Origin of the sequence: Streptomyces sp. Inha503 (genome assembly GCF_047215865.1) — a bacterium.
GTDB classification, from domain to species: Bacteria; Actinomycetota; Actinomycetes; order Streptomycetales; family Streptomycetaceae; genus Streptomyces; species Streptomyces lycopersici.
Genome location: NZ_CP178360.1, coordinates 7,558,992 through 7,574,607, shown reverse-complemented (window position 1 = coordinate 7,574,607; position 15,616 = coordinate 7,558,992). Strand labels below are relative to the sequence as shown.

Genomic DNA, 15,616 nt, shown 5'->3' with positions numbered 1-15,616 from the left:
CGAGGGATCCCATGACTGCAAGCCCCGACGTGGTCAACGACACGCCGAAGGCCCAGGAGGCCCCGCTTCCCTCCGCCACGCTCGGCGGGGACAGCAAGCGCTCCATCGAACAGATCACCCTTCTCCTGTTCATCACCGTCCCCTTCGTCGCGCTGCTCGCGGCGGTTCCCCTGGCCTGGGGCTGGGGAGTCAGCTGGCTGGACCTGGCGCTGCTGGTGTCGATGTACTACATCGGCTGCCACGGCATCACGATCGGCTTCCACCGCTACTTCACCCATGGCTCGTTCAAGGCGAAGCGGCCGCTGCGGATCGCGCTGGCGATCGCGGGGTCGCTGGCCGTGGAGGGACCGCTGGTCCGCTGGGTGGCCGATCACCGCAAGCACCACAAGTTCTCCGACGCGGAGGGCGACCCGCACTCCCCGTGGCGGTACGGCGAGACCATTCCGGCGCTGCTCAAGGGGTTGTGGTGGGCTCATATCGCATGGATGTTCGATGAGGAGCAGACACCGCAGTCCAAGTACGCACCGGATCTGATCAAGGACGGCGCCATCCGGGCGGTCTCCCGGCAGTTCGTGGTGTGGACCGTGGTCTCCCTGATGGTGCCGCCGGTGATCGGCGGACTGGTGACCTGGTCCTGGCAGGGCGCGGCGACCGCCTTCTTCTGGGGGTCACTCGTCCGGGTGGCTTTGCTGCACCATGTGACCTGGTCGATCAACTCGATCTGCCACGCGGTGGGCAAGCGCCCGTTCAAGTCGCGGGACCGCTCCGGCAATGTGTGGTGGCTCGCGGTGCTCTCGTGCGGCGAGTCCTGGCACAACCTCCACCACGCGGACCCGACCTGCGCCCGGCACGGGGTGATGCGGGGGCAGCTGGATTCCAGCGCCCGGATCATCCGCTGGTTCGAGAAGGCGGGCTGGGCGTATGACGTCCGGTGGCCGAGCCAGGACCGTATCGATGCCCGCCGTCAGAAGGAGACCGCCGGAGCGGCATGATAGAGGGCGTGGCGACCGACAGTAATACCAGCGGTGAAAAGGACCGGCCGCGCCGGGCCGGCCGGTCCTCCGGATCCGGAGCCCGGCGGCCCCGCCGGGTTCGGATGACCGGCAAGGAGCGCCGGGAGCAGCTGCTGGACATCGGTCGCACGCTCTTCGCCGAGCGCGGCTTCGAGGGCACCTCGGTGGAGGAGATCGCGGCGAAGGCCGGGGTCTCCAAGCCGGTGGTCTACGAGCACTTCGGCGGCAAGGAGGGGCTGTACGCGGTGGTGGTGGACCGCGAGATGCGACGGATGCTCGACATGGTCACCACATCCCTCACCGCGGGCCATCCGCGCGAACTGTGCGAGCAGGCCACATTCGCCCTCCTGGACTACATCGAGGAGTACACGGACGGCTTCCGCATCCTCGTCCGCGACTCCCCCGTCGCCCAGTCGACGGGCACCTTCGCCTCCCTGATCAGCGATATCGCCACCCAGGTGGAGGACATCCTGGGCCTGGAGTTCAAGGCCCGCGGCTTCGACCCCAAACTGGCCCCCCTCTACGCCCAGGCCCTGGTGGGCATGGTCGCCCTGACCGGCCAGTGGTGGCTGGACGTCCGCAAACCCAAGAAGGCCGAGGTCGCGGCCCACCTGGTGAACCTGGCCTGGCACGGCCTGGACGGCCTGGAGCAGAAGCCCCGCCTGATAGGCCACCGCAAGTCCTGACCTCCCGGGCCTGGTCCGCGCGTCCCCCGTCTCGGGATGATGGGGCCCACGGGGAAGGGGGAGACCGGACATGATTACGGGGGCGCGGTCCGAGGCGCGCGCCGGAAGGCGGTGGCCGTGCGGCAAACATCGAACTGATCATCCGATCGAGTGATATCAGCCGAGCGGCTCCAGGAACTCCAGCCGGTTGCCGACCGGGTCCTCGGAGTAGAAGCGGCGGTGGCCCGGCAGTTTCTCGTCCCAGACGACCTCGGCGCCGTGCCGGGCGAGGCGGGCGGCGATGGCTTCTATGCCGACGACCCTGAGACCCGGGTGGGCCTTGCGGGAGGGGTGGAAGTCCGGGTCGATGCCCAGGTGCAGCTGGACCGGGCCGCGGGCGAACCACAGGCCGCCGTTGGCGGCGAGGGCGGCCGGTTTGGGGAGCTCGGTCATGCCGAGTACCTCGCCGTAGTAGGTGCGCAGGGCGGGCTCGGTGTGGGGTGGGGCGGCGAGCTGTACGTGGTCGAGGGCCGTGATCATCGGCGGGCCTTGTGGGCGACGACGAAGACGCGGCGGAAGGGGAAGGCCGTGCCGTGGGGGGCGGAGGGGTAGGCGTCGCGGAGGAGGGCGGCGTAGGCGGCCAGGAAGCGGTCTCGGGCGGGCGGGTCGTCGGCCAGGGCGGTCAGGACCGGGCGCAGGGCGGTGCCCTTGACCCAGTCGAGGACGGGGTCGGGGCCGGTCAGGATCTGCACATAGGCGGTCTCCCAGGCGTCGACCTCACAGCCGAGCGCGGCCAGGCGCGCCAGGTATTCGGTGGGCTCCAGGACGCCGCCGGGGTCGCGGACGCGGTCGGCGAGGCGGTCGCGCCACTCGGGTGCGTTGCACAGGTCGCGCAGCAGGGTGTGGCTGGGGGCGGTGAAGTTGCCGGGGACCTGGAAGGCGAAGGTGCCGCCGGGGCGCAGTCCGGCCAGCCAGGTGGGGAAGGCGTCGGGGTGGCCGGGGATCCACTGGAGGGCGGCGTTGGAGACGATCAGGTCGTAGGGCTCGTCCGGCGCCCAGTTCCGCACATCGGCCTGGAGGAGGTCGAGGCGGCCGCCGCCGGTGGTGGGGCCCGCGAGGGGCTGGGCCTCGGCGAGCATCTCGGCGGAGTTGTCCAGGCCGGTGACCCGGGCGTCGGGCCAGCGGTCGAAGAGCAGGGCGGTGACGTTGCCGGGGCCGCAGCCCAGGTCGGCGATGCGGGGCGGGCGGCCGGGGTCGGTGGGCAGCTCGGGGACGCGGGCCAGCAGGTCCAGGAAGGGGCGGACGCGGTGGCCGGCGTGGCGCAGATACTGCCGAGGGTCCCAGTTGGGCGCGGTGGTCATGATCGGTCCCCCTGCGGGTACGGTCGATACGGGGTGCCGTGGTCGCTGCTGCGGCGCCCGGCGCCTTACCGTGCTCCACGTTATCTCTTGATGTCAAGAGACTTCATGTCGACAGACCCACTACACTGATCGCCATGGAGGACGAGGTCGATCGGCTGGTCGCGGCGTGGCGGCGGGAGCGCCCCGACCTCGATGTGGAACCGCTCGAAGTGCTCAGCCGGGTCAGCCGGCTCGCCCGCCATCTCGACCGGGCCCGGCGGATCGCCTTCGCCGAGCACAATCTGGAGCCCTGGGAGTTCGACGTCCTGACCTCGCTGCGCCGGGCCGGGTCCCCGTATCAGCTCTCCCCCGGGCAGCTGCTGACCCAGACTCTGGTCACCTCGGGCACCATGACCAACCGCATCGACCGGCTCGCCAAGAAGGGGCTGGTCGAGCGGGGGCCCGACCCCAGTGACCGGCGCGGTGTGCTGGTCCGGCTGACCGCCGAAGGGCGTGACCGCGCCGATCAGGCACTGGCGGGGCTGCTGGACCACGAGCATGCCATCCTGGCCGAGCTCTCCCAGGCCCAGCGGGCCGAACTGGCCGCGCTGCTACGCCAGCTGACCGCCCCGTTCGACAATCTCCCCGGCTAGGTCGACCGGCCCCACACCGGCGCGCCGGGCCAGCGCCACGGCCGCGAGCGTGGAGTGGACACCCAGCTTGCCCAGCACATTCTGCATATGGGTGCGGACGGTGTGCGGGGAGAGGAAGAGCCGCTCGGCGACGGCCTTACGGCCGAGCCCGGCCACCATGCAGCGCAGCACCTCCCGCTCACGCGGCGTCAGCGACTCGACCAGCCGCTCACTTTCGGTGCGGTGCTTACGGGCGGCCGTCAACTCCCGCAGAACGCCGGTGAGCAGAGCGGGCGGCAGATGGGTCTCCTCCCGCAGCACCCCCCGGATGACCGCGAGCAGCCGGACCAGTGAGCAGTCCTTGGCGACCCAGCCGGACGCCCCGGCCTGGAGCGCCGCCGCCGCGCGACGCGGATCGTCGCGCTCGGCCAGCACCACGGTGCGCACCCCCGGCTGGGCTGAGCGGACCGCGCCGACGAGCGATATGCCGTCGGCCGCCCGGCCGTTCACCGCCCGGGCCGGGCCGCCGTGGGCCCCGCCGTGGGCCCCGCCATGCGGCCCACCGTGCGGCCCGCCGTGCGCGCCGACATGCGCCCCGCCATGGATGCCGCCGTGCGCCGTGCCGTTCGCCCCGCCGTACGGCAGCTCGGCCGGCACCGGAAGCGGTGGCCCCACACCGTCGGCGGCCGTGCCCAAGTCGGCGTCGACCAGCAGGACGTCGAAGCGGCGCCCCTCCGCCGCCCCACGCTCCAGACAGCGCAACGCCGCCGGACCGCTTCCGGCCGCCGCCACGTCCACGTCCTGCTCCGCCGCGAGGGCGGCCGCTAAGGACTCGGCGAAAATACGATGGTCGTCGACCACGAGTACCCGAATACGTGCCACGAACAACCCCCCACGTCGCCGGATGAAAGATCCCGGATACACCGAGAAACAGTGCGGGTACGGCGCCCGGCGCGGGGTCACCACAACCCGCACGGCCGCCGCCGTGCCCTGATTGCTACCCCACCCCGGGCGTCGTACCTGACTGTCTCGCCCCCTGATAAGCGTCGGCCCCCACCGACGCTGTACTCAGAGTAAGGCCGTGGTCTCATATAGGAAGCGGATTAGCGAAACTGACCGCTCTCGCCCGTTCACTGTGGGTTTCTTGTTCGCTCTTGGGGAGTACGAGATCCACGAGCGGCGAAAATTTACCGAGAGGCGATCAAGAGGCGATCAAGGGCCGATGGGTACGGCCGGTGGGTACGGCCGGTGGGTACGGCCGATGGGCACGGCCCCCTACAGCCGCCGCGCCCCCGCACTCGGCACCGCCGGGAAGATCCGCGGCGCCCGGTGCCCGGCCGCGCCGAACGCCTCGGTCACCGACTTGCTCACCGCCTCCGCGTCCGCCTCGGCCACCAGCACGATGGCCGAGCCGCCGAAGCCGCCCCCGGTCATCCGCGCCCCGAGCGCCCCCGCCCCGTTCGCCGTCTCCACGACCAGGTCGAGCTCGTCGCAGGAGATCTCGAAGTCGTCGCGGCAGGAGGCGTGCCCGGCGGTCAGCACCGGCCCGATGGACCGGGTGTCCCCCGCGTCGAGCCGCTGGATGACCTCCTCCACCCGCCGGTCCTCGGTCACCACATGACGCACCCGCCGCCGGGTGGCCGCGTCGCAGCCCAGCCGCTCCAGCTCGGCGAGCGTCGCGTCCAGCCCCTCGAAGGGCACGTCCCGCAGCGCCCGCACCCCGAGCGCCCGCGCGGCCGCCTCGCACGCGGCGCGCCGACTCGCGTAGGCGCCGTCGCCCAGCTCGTGCTTGACGCGGGTGTCCACGACCAGCAGCCGCAGCCCCTCGGCCGCCAGGTCGAACGGCACCTGGCGCTGGGTGAGATCACGGGCGTCGAGGAAGAGGGCGTGCCCCTCGGTGCAGCACGCCGACGCCATCTGGTCCATGATCCCGCAGGGCACGCCCACGAACGCGTTCTCCGCGCGCTGGCACAGCTGGGCGATGCGCGGCGGGGTGAGCCCCAGCCCGTACAGATCGTTGAGCGCGGTGGCAGTGACCACCTCCAGCGCGGCGGACGAGGACAGCCCGGCGCCGGTGGGCACGGTGGACGCGAAGTGCAGATCCGCACCACCGGCCGCGCCCGTCAGCAGCCCCGCCTCGCGCAGCGCCCAGACCACTCCGGCCGGATAGGCGGCCCAGCCGCCGCGGTCGCCGCCGCCCGCGCCGCCCGCGACCGGCGAAAGCTCCTCGGCCCGCAGCTCGACGACCCCGCCCGGGACGTCGCCCGAGTGCAGCCGCAGCGCCCCGTCGGTGCGCGGGGAGGCGGCGGCCAGGCAGGTGTGGGGCAGGGCGAGCGGCATCACGAAGCCGTCGTTGTAGTCGGTGTGCTCGCCGATCAGATTGACCCGGCCCGGCGCCGCCCAGACGCCGCCGGGCTCGGTGCCGTAGACCTCGCGGAACTCCGCCGTGACCCGCCCGGGGCCGTGCTCGTCCGTCACTGACTCTCCCTCCGCTGCGCGAACTCCCATGCGTCCGCGACGATTCCGGCCAGGTCGGCGCGGGTCGGGCGCCAGCCCAGGCGCTCCCTGGCACGCTCGGCGGAGGCCACCAGGACCGCCGGGTCGCCGCCGCGGCGCGGGGCGGCGATCTCCGGGATGGGGTGGCCGGTGACCTGGCGCACCGTCTCGATGACCTCGCGGACGGAGAAGCCGTTCCCGTTGCCGAGGTTGCAGATCAGATGCTCACCACGGGACGCAGCACCGAGGGCGAGCAGATGGGCGTCGGCGAGGTCGGCGACGTGGATGTAGTCGCGGACGCAGGTGCCGTCGGGGGTGGCGTAGTCGTCGCCGAAGACGGAGATGGCCTCACGGCGGCCCTGGGCGACCTGGAGCACCAGGGGGATGAGGTGGGACTCGGGGTCATGGCGCTCGCCGTACGCCCCGTAGGCGCCCGCGACGTTGAAGTAGCGCAGGGAGACCGCCGCCAGACCGTGGGCGGCGCACTCACCGCTGATCATGTGGTCGACGGCGAGCTTGCTGGCCCCGTAGGGGCTGGTGGGCGCGGTCGGGAGGTCCTCGGTGATCGGGGTCTGGTCGGGCTCGCCGTAGGTGGCGGCGGTGGAGGAGAAGACGAGGGTGCGCACCCCGGCGTCGCGCATCGCGGCGAGCAGTTCGGTGGTGCCGCCCACATTGTTGACCCAGTACTTCTCGGGGTGGACGACGGACTCGCCGACCTGGGAGAACGCCGCGAAGTGCAGTACCCCGTCGTAGGAGGGGTCGAGCCACTTGGCGGCGTCCTGGATGCGGCCCTCGATGAACTCCACACCCTCGGGGACCCCGGCGCGGTGGCCGGTGGAGAGGTCGTCCAGCACCGTCACCCGGTGCCCGGCTTCGAGCAGATGCGCCGCGACCACGCTGCCGACATAGCCGGCACCGCCGGTGACCAGGTACTTCTTCTGCTGCGCAGTGTTCACTCGCTCGCTACCTCTCGCAGTCGCTCGGCCGCGGCCTCCGGCGGCACATCGTTGATGAACACATTCATGCCGGATTCGGAACCCGCGAGAAACTTCAGCTTGCCGGAAGTGCGGCGGATGGTGAAAAGCTCGAGGTGAAGTGCGAATTCACCGCGGTCGGCCATGCGGTACGGCGCCTGGTGCCAGGCGGAGATGTAGGGCGTGGGCGGCTCGCCCTCCCCGAAGATCCGGTCGAAGCGCTTCAAGAGTTCCAGATACATCTGTGGAAACTCTGTGCGCGCGGCCTCGTCCAGCGCCGGCAGGTCCGGGACCCGCCGCTTCGGGTAGAGGTGCACCTCGTAGGGCCAGTGGGCGGCGTAGGGGACGAACGCGACCCAGTGCTCGCCGTCGAGCACCACCCGTCGCCCGTCGGCCAGCTCATCGGCGACCACATCATCGAACAGATTCCGACCGGTGGCCTCACGGTGCTCGCCGAGCGAACGGAGCATCAGCCGTGTACGAGGGGACACAAAGGGATACCCGTAGATCTGGCCGTGCGGATGGCCGAGGGTGACGCCGATCTCCTTGCCGCGGTTCTCGAAGCAGAAGACCTGCTCGACGGCGGGGTGTTGGGCCAGCTCGGCGGTGCGGTCGGTCCAGGCGTCGAGCACCAGAGCGGCCTGTTCGGCGTCGAGGTCGGCGAAGGAGGCGTCGTGGTCGGAGGTGAAGCACACGACCTCGCACCGGCCCGAGTCACCGGCCAGCGACGGGAAGCGGTTCTCGAAGACCACGACGTCGTAGTCGGAGGCGGGGATCTCGCTGTGCCGCCCCTCGCGGGAGGGGCACAGCGGGCATTCGTCGGCCGGCGGGTGGTACGTGCGGGCCTGGCGGTGGGAGGCGATCGCCACCCGGTCGCCGAGCAGGCGGTCGTGCCGGATCTCCGAGCGGGTCGCGATGGGGTCGAGCGGCCGCTGGTCGACGGCGTCGCGCACCGCGTCGTCGCGTGCGTCGTAATAGATCAGCTCGCGTCCGTCCGCGAGCCGCGTCGCCGTCTTCTTCACTCCGCCAGCTCCTGTCAGGTGCACCCAACACAACTCAACATAATGAACCACAAGCCAACAGTGCCGTCAATGCGCGGTGAAGGTGCTCGGACAAACCACAAGAATTCGGATACGTTCACCGAACGTTTCTGGTGCATTCCGTTCAGGCGATGAGGCGAGACCATGCACTATCTGGCCGAAGGGCTACGGCTCCCCACCAACGTGCTCGACTACACGATCCTGATCCTCTATTTCGTCGTCGTCCTCGGCGTGGGATTCGCCGCCAGAGCGAGCGTCAAGACCAGCCTCGACTTCTTTCTCTCCGGCCGGTCGCTGCCCGCGTGGGTCACCGGTCTGGCCTTCGTCGCCGCGAATCTGGGCGCCCTGGAGATCCTGGGGATGGCCGCCAACGGCGCGCAGTACGGGGTGTACACGGTGCACTGGTACTGGGTCGGGGCGATTCCGGCCATGGTCTTCCTCGGCCTGGTGATGATGCCGTTCTACTACGGTTCCAAGGTACGGTCGGTCCCCGAGTTCCTGCTGCACCGCTATGGACCGTCCTCGCATCTGCTCAGCTCGATCATCTTCTCGGTCGCGTCGGTGCTGATCGCGGGGGTGAACCTCTACGCGATGGCGATCGTGGTGGAGGCGCTGCTGGGCTGGCCGCAGTGGGTGGCCATCGTGGTCGCGGGGCTCTTCGTGCTCGCGTACATCACCCTCGGCGGACTCTCCTCGGCGATCTACAACGAGGTGCTCCAGTTCTTCGTGATCCTGGCCGCCCTGATCCCGCTCACCGTCGTCGGCCTCCGGCGGATCGGCGGCTTCGGCGGGCTCAAGGACTCGCTCACGGACTCCCACGGCCCCAACTTCGTCTCCGCCTGGGGCGGCACCGGCATCGGCTCGTCCAACCCGCTGGGGGCCAACTGGCTGACCATCGTGCTGGGCCTCGGCTTCTGTCTGAGCTTCGGCTACTGGACGACCAACTTCGCCGAGGTGCAGCGCGCCCTGTCGGCCAAGAACCTCTCGGCCGCCCAGCGCACTCCGCTGATCGCCGCGTTCCCCAAGATGTTCATCCCGCTGATCGTGGTGGTCCCCGGGCTGATCGCCCTGGTCATGGAGCCGGGCATCGGCTCGAAGACGAGCGGGCTCCAGTACAACGACGCGATTCCGCTGCTGATGAGCGAACTGCTGCCGAACGGGGTGCTGGGGCTCGCGGTGACCGGGCTGCTGGCCGCCTTCATGGCGGGCATGGCGGCCAATGTGTCCTCGTTCAACACGGTCTTCACCAACGACATCTGGCGGGCGTATGTGCAAAAGGGCCGGCCGGACGGGTACTACCTGCTCACCGGGCGGGTGGTGACGGCGATCGGGGTGCTCGCCGGTATGGGCACGGCCTTCATCGCCTCCTCGTTCAGCAACATCATGAACTACCTCCAGACCCTGTTCTCGTTCTTCAACGTGCCGCTGTTCTGCGTCTTCATCATCGGGATGTTCTGGAAGCGGGCCACCGCCGCGGCGGGGTTCTGGGGGCTGCTGTGCGGCACGGTGGCCGCGATGATCAACTACTTCTGGCTCTACCTGGGGGATGTCATCGCCATCCCCAGCGACCAGGGCGCCAACTTCGTCTCCGCCATCGTGGCGTTCGTGGTCGGCGGGGTGGTGATGGTCACGCTGACGCCGTTCACCAAGCCCAAGCCGGTGGAGTCGCTGGCCGGTCTGGTCTACGGCACCACGGCGCCCGGGGTGGCCGAGCCACCGGCGCCGGGCGACGAGGCGTGGTACCGCCGTCCGGCCGTGCTGGGCTGGAGCGCGCTGATCCTCGCGGCCCTGTGCTACATCCCGTTCTCCCTGTGACCCTTCCGGGATTAAGGAGCGTGCGCCATGAGTGAGGAGTACGAATACCGGCACGAGGTCGAGGAGCTGGAACAGAAGTCGGCGACCGCGGCCCGGCTGTTCGATGTGCGGCGGATCATCGGCGGGCTGTTCGTGATCTACGGGATCATCGTCCTCATCGCCGGGTTCACCGCCTCGGACGCGGATGTGAGGAAGGCGTCGGGCATCAACATCAACCTCTGGACGGGGTCGTGCATGCTCGCGGTCGGCCTGCTCTTCCTGCTCTGGATGAAGCTCAGGCCGCTCTCCGCGCCGGGGGCCGGGCCCAAGCCGGAGCCCGCTCGGCCCGGGGGCGGTCCCGGGCCCGGCGCCGGACCCGGGACCGGAGAGCCCGGAGGCCGGGAGCCCGGGTCCGGAGCGGGCTGAGAACCGCGGGCCGCCGTACGGGCCACGGTACGAACCGCGCCGTACGGGCTACGGCACGGGCCGCCGTACGGGCTACGGCGCCGACGCGGGCGGCTGCGGCGCGGGCGGGGGCGGCGCGGTCCGGCGCGTCGCCGCGCGGTCCAGCAGCCCCGTACGCGCCGCCAGGGCCGCCGCCTCCAGCCGCGAGCCCACCCCGAGCTTCATCAGCACCCGCTGCACATGGGTGCGGGCCGTGCTGGGGGCGATCCCCATGCCCGCCGCGATCAGCCGGGTGTCCTCGCCCTCGGCGACCCGCACCAGCACCTCCACCTCGCGCGGGGTCAGCATCCGCAGCAGCCGGGCGCCCTCGTCGTCGGGCTGGGCCGCGGGGTTGAGCAGCTCCGCGAACGCCCCCTGGAGCAGCTGGGGCGCCACGGCCGCCTCGCCCGCGCGCGCCTTCATCATGGCGCGTTCGACGCCCTCGATCCGCTCGTCGTGGCGCACATAGCCGGACGCCCCGGCGGCGAAGGCGGCGGCGATGCCGCGCGGGCTCGGCACCGGACCGAGCACCACGACCGCGACCTGTGGCCGCTCCTTCTTGATCCGCACCACCGGGTCGAACACCCCCGGCTCGGCGGGTGCCGCCGTGCCCAGCAGGCACACCTCAGGTGCCCGGCTCACCACCAGGTCCGCCGCGCCCGCGCTCGGCGCCGCCGCGGCGAGCACCCGGTGCCCGCGCAGCTTCAGCGCCGAGGCCAGCGCCTCCGCGAGCAGACGGTGATCGTCGACCACCATGAGTCGCACGCCCATGAGCTCCCCCCATTCGCTCAGGGGGGAAAGCTACACGCTTGTTCGACGTTGCGCGCCCCTTACCGGGCAGAAGCCCCCCGGAATGCCGAAATCCCGGCCATTCGTGCCTACTTGACGTCCGGTTGACGTCCCAATCCGATCGATGCGGCCGGGTTCCCAGGGGGCGCGCGCCCCGGCGCTCCGCCGACGCACACGGCGGCGGCCCCGCCCGTACGGTGTCGTACGGGCGGGGCCGCCGTGGGATGGGCCGGGCGGACGCCGGAGCGTCAGCTCGCGCCGCGTCGGCTCGCGTCGCGTCAGCTCGCGCCGAACACGTCAGCTCGCGCCGAAGATGATCGCCAGCGGGTCGTCCCGGTCGTAGGTGCCCGAGGGCTTGGTGGCGTAGACGTCACTCATGTAGAGGTGCTCCCCGGAGTAGATGATCTCCGAGTAGCTGGGGCTGAACTTCTGCTCCATCTCATGGCTGGCGACGGGGTTCTGCAACAGCTTGGTCTTGGCGTACGACTTGGGGTCGATCCGCCAGACCGCGCCGCCGGTCTCCCAGGTGCTCTCCTGGTAGGCGAGGACGGACCCGTCCTTGTCCAGCCCGAGCGGGGTGAGGGCGGCGCCCTTGACCCCGTCGGTCTTGCCGATCGGCTTGCCGGTCTTCAGGTCGAAGGCCACGACCTCGTTGGCCGTCGCGGCGCTGGAGTCGGTGCGGTCCTCGGAGCCGAGGAAGAGGGCGTTCGCCGACTTGGAGACGGCGAGCTTCCGGCAGCCCTCGACGTTGGTCGAGTCGCACTTGGCGTCGTACTTGCCGTTCTCGGTGCCGATCTTGCCGAGCACCTTGCCGGTCTTGGCGCTGTCGTCGATGGACAGGAAGTCCGAGACCGCCGAGCCGGTGGAGTCACCGGCGTCCAGGCCGATCACCAGCGGATCGGTGGAGGCGACGTGGACGTAGTCGATGCCCTGCGAGACCTTGTAGGCCGACTTCACCGCGCCCGTCTTCGGGTTCAGCGTCTGGACCTGGATCTGCGGGTTGTCGTAGTCGCCGCAGCGGCGCACCGCGACCAGCTTGTCCTCGCCACCCGCGTAGCCGTCGTCCGAGCACTGCTCGCCCGACTTGGGCTTCCACAGGGACTGGCCCGAAGTGGACCAGGCGGCGCCGCCGCTGGTGCCGCCCGCGGCCACGGTTCCGCCGCCGATGGTGACCTCGTCGAAGCGGATCTTCTCGTCACCCTCCTTGACGCTCCGGTGCCACAGCATCTTGCCGTTCTTCAGGTCCAGCAGCCCGACCTCGGTGCAGCCGGGGTACTTGTCCTCGGCCGACGGCTTGGCCTCCTGGTAGAGGACCGTGGTCAGCCCGTCCTTGGTGAGGTGGTCCGAGGACCAGCAGACCGCGCCGTCCAGCGGGATCGTCCACTTGGCGGCGCCGCCGCTCGGCGGATAGCCGACGATCTTGTAGACACCGGCCTTCACGAAGGTGTCGTCGGTGGCCCACATGCCCTCGACGGTGACCTGGTCGGAGACCTTGGGCATCGGGACCTTGTTGAGCAGCTTGGCGTCCACGGCCTTGGCGGGCTTGTCCCCGCCGCCCGTGGTGCCGCTGGAGGCGCCCTGGCTGGACTGCTTGTCCTTGCCCTTGCCGTTGGCCTCGCTGCCGCCGTCGTCGCCCTTGGTGGCGAACCAGATGCCGCCGCCGATGATCAGCGCGACCGCGACCACGGCGCTGACGATGATCGCCATGCGCTGCTTGGACTGGCCGGAGCCACCGGGGCCGCCGGGGTACTGGGCCTGCGGCGGCTGGCCGTACTGCGGCTGGCCGAATTGCGGCTGTCCGTAAGGCTGCTGGCCGTACTGCTGCTGACCGTAAGGCTGCTGGCCGGATCCGTACGGCGACCCGCTGCCCTGGGTCGGCTGGCCGTGCGCCGACTGATCCGGGTAGCCGTAGCCGCCGGCGCCCTGCGGGGGCGTCTGCGGCGGCGCCGGCGGTGCCGACGGCGGCGGAGGCGGCGGGGTCTGCGGCGGCTGGCCGGGGGCCTGCGGATAGCCGTAGCCCTGCTGGTCCGGAGGCGGCGTGGGCGGCTGCTGTGGGTAGCCGTAACCAGGTTCCTGCGGCGCGCCGAAGCCGCCCTGCGGCGGCTGGTTTGGCGGCGGAGGCGGCTGTGACATGCGAATTCCTTCAGATGCGGGACCCGTCGTCCGACCGGCCTCCCCCGCGATCCCGGTGGGTCAAAGCCCCCCGGGAAGGAGCGAATCGGACAGGGCACCCCGCCATTGAGCGGAAGGCAGGCGGGAGTTCTTTGTATCACCCGTAAGGGGCGCAATAGGGAACAGTGTCCAGGTCATCGATCAGCTGAGACCGGCCTGTGACGCGACCGTTGCCAGGGCGCGCGCCATCGCCGCACAACCTCTTCACACGATGCGTTCAGGCCACTCACATCATGCGTCGTCGGCCAGCTCCAGCCAGCGGGTCTCCAGCTCGTCCCGCTCCCCCGTCAGCTCGCGCAGCCGCGTATCGAGCTCGGCGACCTTGGCGAAGTCCGTGGCGTGCTCGGCGATCCGCGCGTGCAGCTCGGACTCCTGCTCGCTGATCCGGTCCAGCCGCCGCTCGATGCGCTGAAGCTCCTTCTTGGCGGCGCGCTGGTCGGCCGCCGACCGCTGCCGGGCGGCCTGTTCTCCGGTCTTCTGCTTGGCGGGCGAGGCGGCGGCCGGGGCGGCCGCGGCCAGGGCCCGCTGCCGCCGCTCCAGGTACTCGTCCACGCCGCGCGGCAGCATCCGCAGGGTGGCGTCGCCCAGCAGGGCGAGCACCCGGTCGGTGGTGCGCTCGATGAAGTAGCGGTCGTGGCTGATGACCACGAGTGAGCCGGGCCAGCCGTCGAGCAGATCCTCCAGCTGGGTCAGGGTCTCGATGTCCAGGTCGTTGGTGGGCTCGTCCAGGAAGAGCACATTGGGCTCGTCCATCAGCAGCCGCAGGATCTGCAATCGGCGCCGCTCACCGCCGGAGAGATCGCCGACCGGGGTCCACTGCTTCTCCTTGGTGAAGCCGAACTTCTCGCAGAGCTGGGAAGCGGTCATCTCCCGGCCCTTGCCCAGGTCGACGCGTTGCCGGATCTGCTCGACGGCCTCCAGGACCCGCAGGTTCCGGTCGAGTTCGGCGACCTCCTGGGACAGATACGCGAGCCTTACGGTCTTGCCGACCACGATCCGGCCCCCGGCGGGCTGCTGTTCGCCCTCGCTGCGGGCGGCCTCGGCGAGGGCGCGCAGCAACGAGGTCTTGCCCGCGCCGTTCACCCCCACCAGGCCGATCCGGTCGCCGGGCCCCAGCTGCCAGGTCAGATGCTTGAGCAGCACCTTGGGCCCGGCGGTCACGGTCACGTCCTCCAGGTCGAAGACGGTCTTGCCGAGCCGGGAGTTGGCGAACTTCATCAGCTCGGCGCTGTCGCGGGGCGGCGGGACGTCCGCGATCAGCGCGTTGGCGGCCTCGATGCGGAAGCGGGGCTTGCTGGTGCGGGCGGGTGCGCCACGGCGCAGCCAGGCGAGCTCCTTGCGCATCATGTTCTGCCGCTTGGCCTCCTCGCTGGCGGCGATGCGCTCGCGCTCGGCGCGCGCGAAGACGTAGTCGCTGTAGCCGCCCTCGTACTCGTGGACGGCGCCGCGCTGGACGTCCCACATCCGGGTACAGACCTGGTCGAGGAACCAGCGGTCGTGGGTGACCACCACCAGGCCCGAGCGGCGGGCCCGCAGATGCCCGGCCAGCCAGGAGATGCCCTCGACGTCGAGGTGGTTGGTGGGCTCGTCGAGGACGATCAGGTCCTGCTCGGCGATCAGCAGCTGGGCGAGCGCGATACGGCGGCGCTCACCGCCGGACAGCGGGCCGATGACCGTGTCGAGCCCCTGGGGGAAGCCGGGCAGGTCCAGCCCCCCGAACAGCCCGGTGAGCACGTCCCGGATCTTGGCGTCACCGGCCCACTCGTGATCGGCGAGGTCGCCGATCACCTCATGGCGGACGGTGGCCGCGGGGTCGAGCGAGTCGTGCTGGGTGAGCACGCCGAGCCGCAGACCACCGGCGTGGGTGACGCGGCCGTCGTCGGCAGGCTCCAGCTTGGCGAGGATCCGGATGAGCGTGGTCTTGCCGTCGCCATTACGGCCGACGACGCCGATGCGGTCGCCCTCGTTCACCCCGAGGGAGACGCCGTCCAGCAGGGCACGGGTGCCGTACACCTTGCCGACGGATTCAACGTTGACCAGGTTGGTCGCCATCACACTCCATTACGCGGATCGATCGGCATCCCAGGGTAGTCGCCGCGCGGGGCGGCGCGCTCAGGCGCTGACCGCTGGCTGACGGGTGGACTACGCGCTCGTGCGCGGACCAGCCGCTCAAGCGCCGATCGGCCGCTTGGGCGCGGACCACATGCTCAGGCGTCGACTGGCTGCTCGGGCATCGACCACACACTGAGGCGCGGAT

14 protein-coding genes are annotated in these 15,616 nt (G+C 70.8%); 5 read left to right on the top strand and 9 right to left on the bottom strand.

Features of this window, described 5'->3' with window-relative positions; all coding sequences use genetic code 11:
• Positions 1-11: 11 nt before the first annotated feature.
• Positions 12-992 (top strand): acyl-CoA desaturase, encoded by a 981-nt coding sequence (locus tag ACJX2R_RS32065; RefSeq protein ID WP_413102971.1) that lies wholly within the window; start codon positions 12-14, stop codon positions 990-992.
• On the top strand, positions 989-1,699 hold the full coding sequence (locus ACJX2R_RS32060) for a TetR/AcrR family transcriptional regulator (RefSeq protein ID WP_121824727.1): 711 nt from the start codon (positions 989-991) through the stop codon (positions 1,697-1,699). The genes ACJX2R_RS32065 and ACJX2R_RS32060 overlap by 4 nt, the downstream gene beginning before the upstream one ends.
• A 156-nt stretch (positions 1,700-1,855) precedes the next feature.
• Here ACJX2R_RS32060 and ACJX2R_RS32055 read toward each other — a convergent pair whose 3' ends face one another.
• Complete coding sequence (locus ACJX2R_RS32055) at positions 1,856-2,218, bottom strand: VOC family protein (protein WP_413102970.1); 363 nt, start codon at positions 2,216-2,218, stop codon at positions 1,856-1,858.
• Positions 2,215-3,039 (bottom strand): trans-aconitate 2-methyltransferase, encoded by an 825-nt coding sequence (locus ACJX2R_RS32050; RefSeq protein ID WP_413102969.1) that lies wholly within the window; start codon positions 3,037-3,039, stop codon positions 2,215-2,217. The genes ACJX2R_RS32055 and ACJX2R_RS32050 overlap by 4 nt, the downstream gene beginning before the upstream one ends.
• 134 nt (positions 3,040-3,173) lie before the next feature.
• Between ACJX2R_RS32050 and ACJX2R_RS32045 the strand changes: the two genes are divergently transcribed.
• Positions 3,174-3,671: a MarR family winged helix-turn-helix transcriptional regulator gene (locus tag ACJX2R_RS32045; RefSeq protein WP_069864737.1), complete on the top strand. Its 498-nt coding sequence runs from the start codon at positions 3,174-3,176 to the stop codon at positions 3,669-3,671.
• Here ACJX2R_RS32045 and ACJX2R_RS32040 read toward each other — a convergent pair.
• The 4 genes from ACJX2R_RS32040 to galT all read right to left on the bottom strand — a co-directional run bounded on the left by ACJX2R_RS32040 (position 3,630) and on the right by galT (position 8,142).
• Positions 3,630-4,532 carry a LuxR C-terminal-related transcriptional regulator gene (locus ACJX2R_RS32040; RefSeq protein ID WP_413102968.1) on the bottom strand — a complete coding sequence of 301 codons (903 nt, stop codon included), beginning with the start codon at positions 4,530-4,532 and terminating at the stop codon, positions 3,630-3,632. The two genes, ACJX2R_RS32045 and ACJX2R_RS32040, sit on opposite strands and share 42 nt — an antisense overlap.
• A gap of 393 nt (positions 4,533-4,925) precedes the next feature.
• Positions 4,926-6,128 carry a galactokinase gene (gene galK / locus ACJX2R_RS32035; protein ID WP_413102967.1) on the bottom strand — a complete coding sequence of 401 codons (1,203 nt, stop codon included), beginning with the start codon at positions 6,126-6,128 and terminating at the stop codon, positions 4,926-4,928.
• A complete protein-coding gene (gene galE, locus ACJX2R_RS32030; RefSeq protein WP_262700588.1) occupies positions 6,125-7,102 on the bottom strand; it encodes a UDP-glucose 4-epimerase GalE in 978 nt (325 codons plus the stop codon). The genes galK and galE overlap by 4 nt, the downstream gene beginning before the upstream one ends.
• Positions 7,099-8,142 (bottom strand): galactose-1-phosphate uridylyltransferase, encoded by a 1,044-nt coding sequence (gene galT / locus ACJX2R_RS32025; protein WP_413102966.1) that lies wholly within the window; start codon positions 8,140-8,142, stop codon positions 7,099-7,101. Before galT ends, galE begins: the two co-directional genes overlap by 4 nt.
• A 162-nt stretch (positions 8,143-8,304) precedes the next feature.
• Here galT and ACJX2R_RS32020 point away from each other — a divergent pair, with 162 nt between their 5' ends.
• On the top strand, positions 8,305-9,975 hold the full coding sequence (locus tag ACJX2R_RS32020; RefSeq protein ID WP_413102965.1) for a sodium:solute symporter family protein: 1,671 nt from the start codon (positions 8,305-8,307) through the stop codon (positions 9,973-9,975).
• Between the two features lie 27 nt (positions 9,976-10,002).
• Positions 10,003-10,380, top strand: a complete 378-nt coding sequence (locus ACJX2R_RS32015; protein WP_262700585.1) for a hypothetical protein — start codon at positions 10,003-10,005, stop codon at positions 10,378-10,380.
• A 72-nt stretch (positions 10,381-10,452) separates the two neighbouring features.
• Here ACJX2R_RS32015 and ACJX2R_RS32010 read toward each other — a convergent pair whose 3' ends face one another.
• The 3 genes from ACJX2R_RS32010 to ACJX2R_RS32000 form a co-directional block, all read right to left on the bottom strand.
• Complete coding sequence (locus ACJX2R_RS32010; protein WP_413102964.1) at positions 10,453-11,169, bottom strand: helix-turn-helix transcriptional regulator; 717 nt, start codon at positions 11,167-11,169, stop codon at positions 10,453-10,455.
• 315 nt (positions 11,170-11,484) lie between these two features.
• Positions 11,485-13,320, bottom strand: coding sequence for a hypothetical protein (locus tag ACJX2R_RS32005; protein WP_413102963.1), 1,836 nt, complete (start codon positions 13,318-13,320; stop codon positions 11,485-11,487).
• Between the two features lie 270 nt (positions 13,321-13,590).
• On the bottom strand, positions 13,591-15,411 hold the full coding sequence (locus ACJX2R_RS32000) for an ABC-F family ATP-binding cassette domain-containing protein (RefSeq protein WP_413102962.1): 1,821 nt from the start codon (positions 15,409-15,411) through the stop codon (positions 13,591-13,593).
• Positions 15,412-15,616 lie beyond the last annotated feature (205 nt).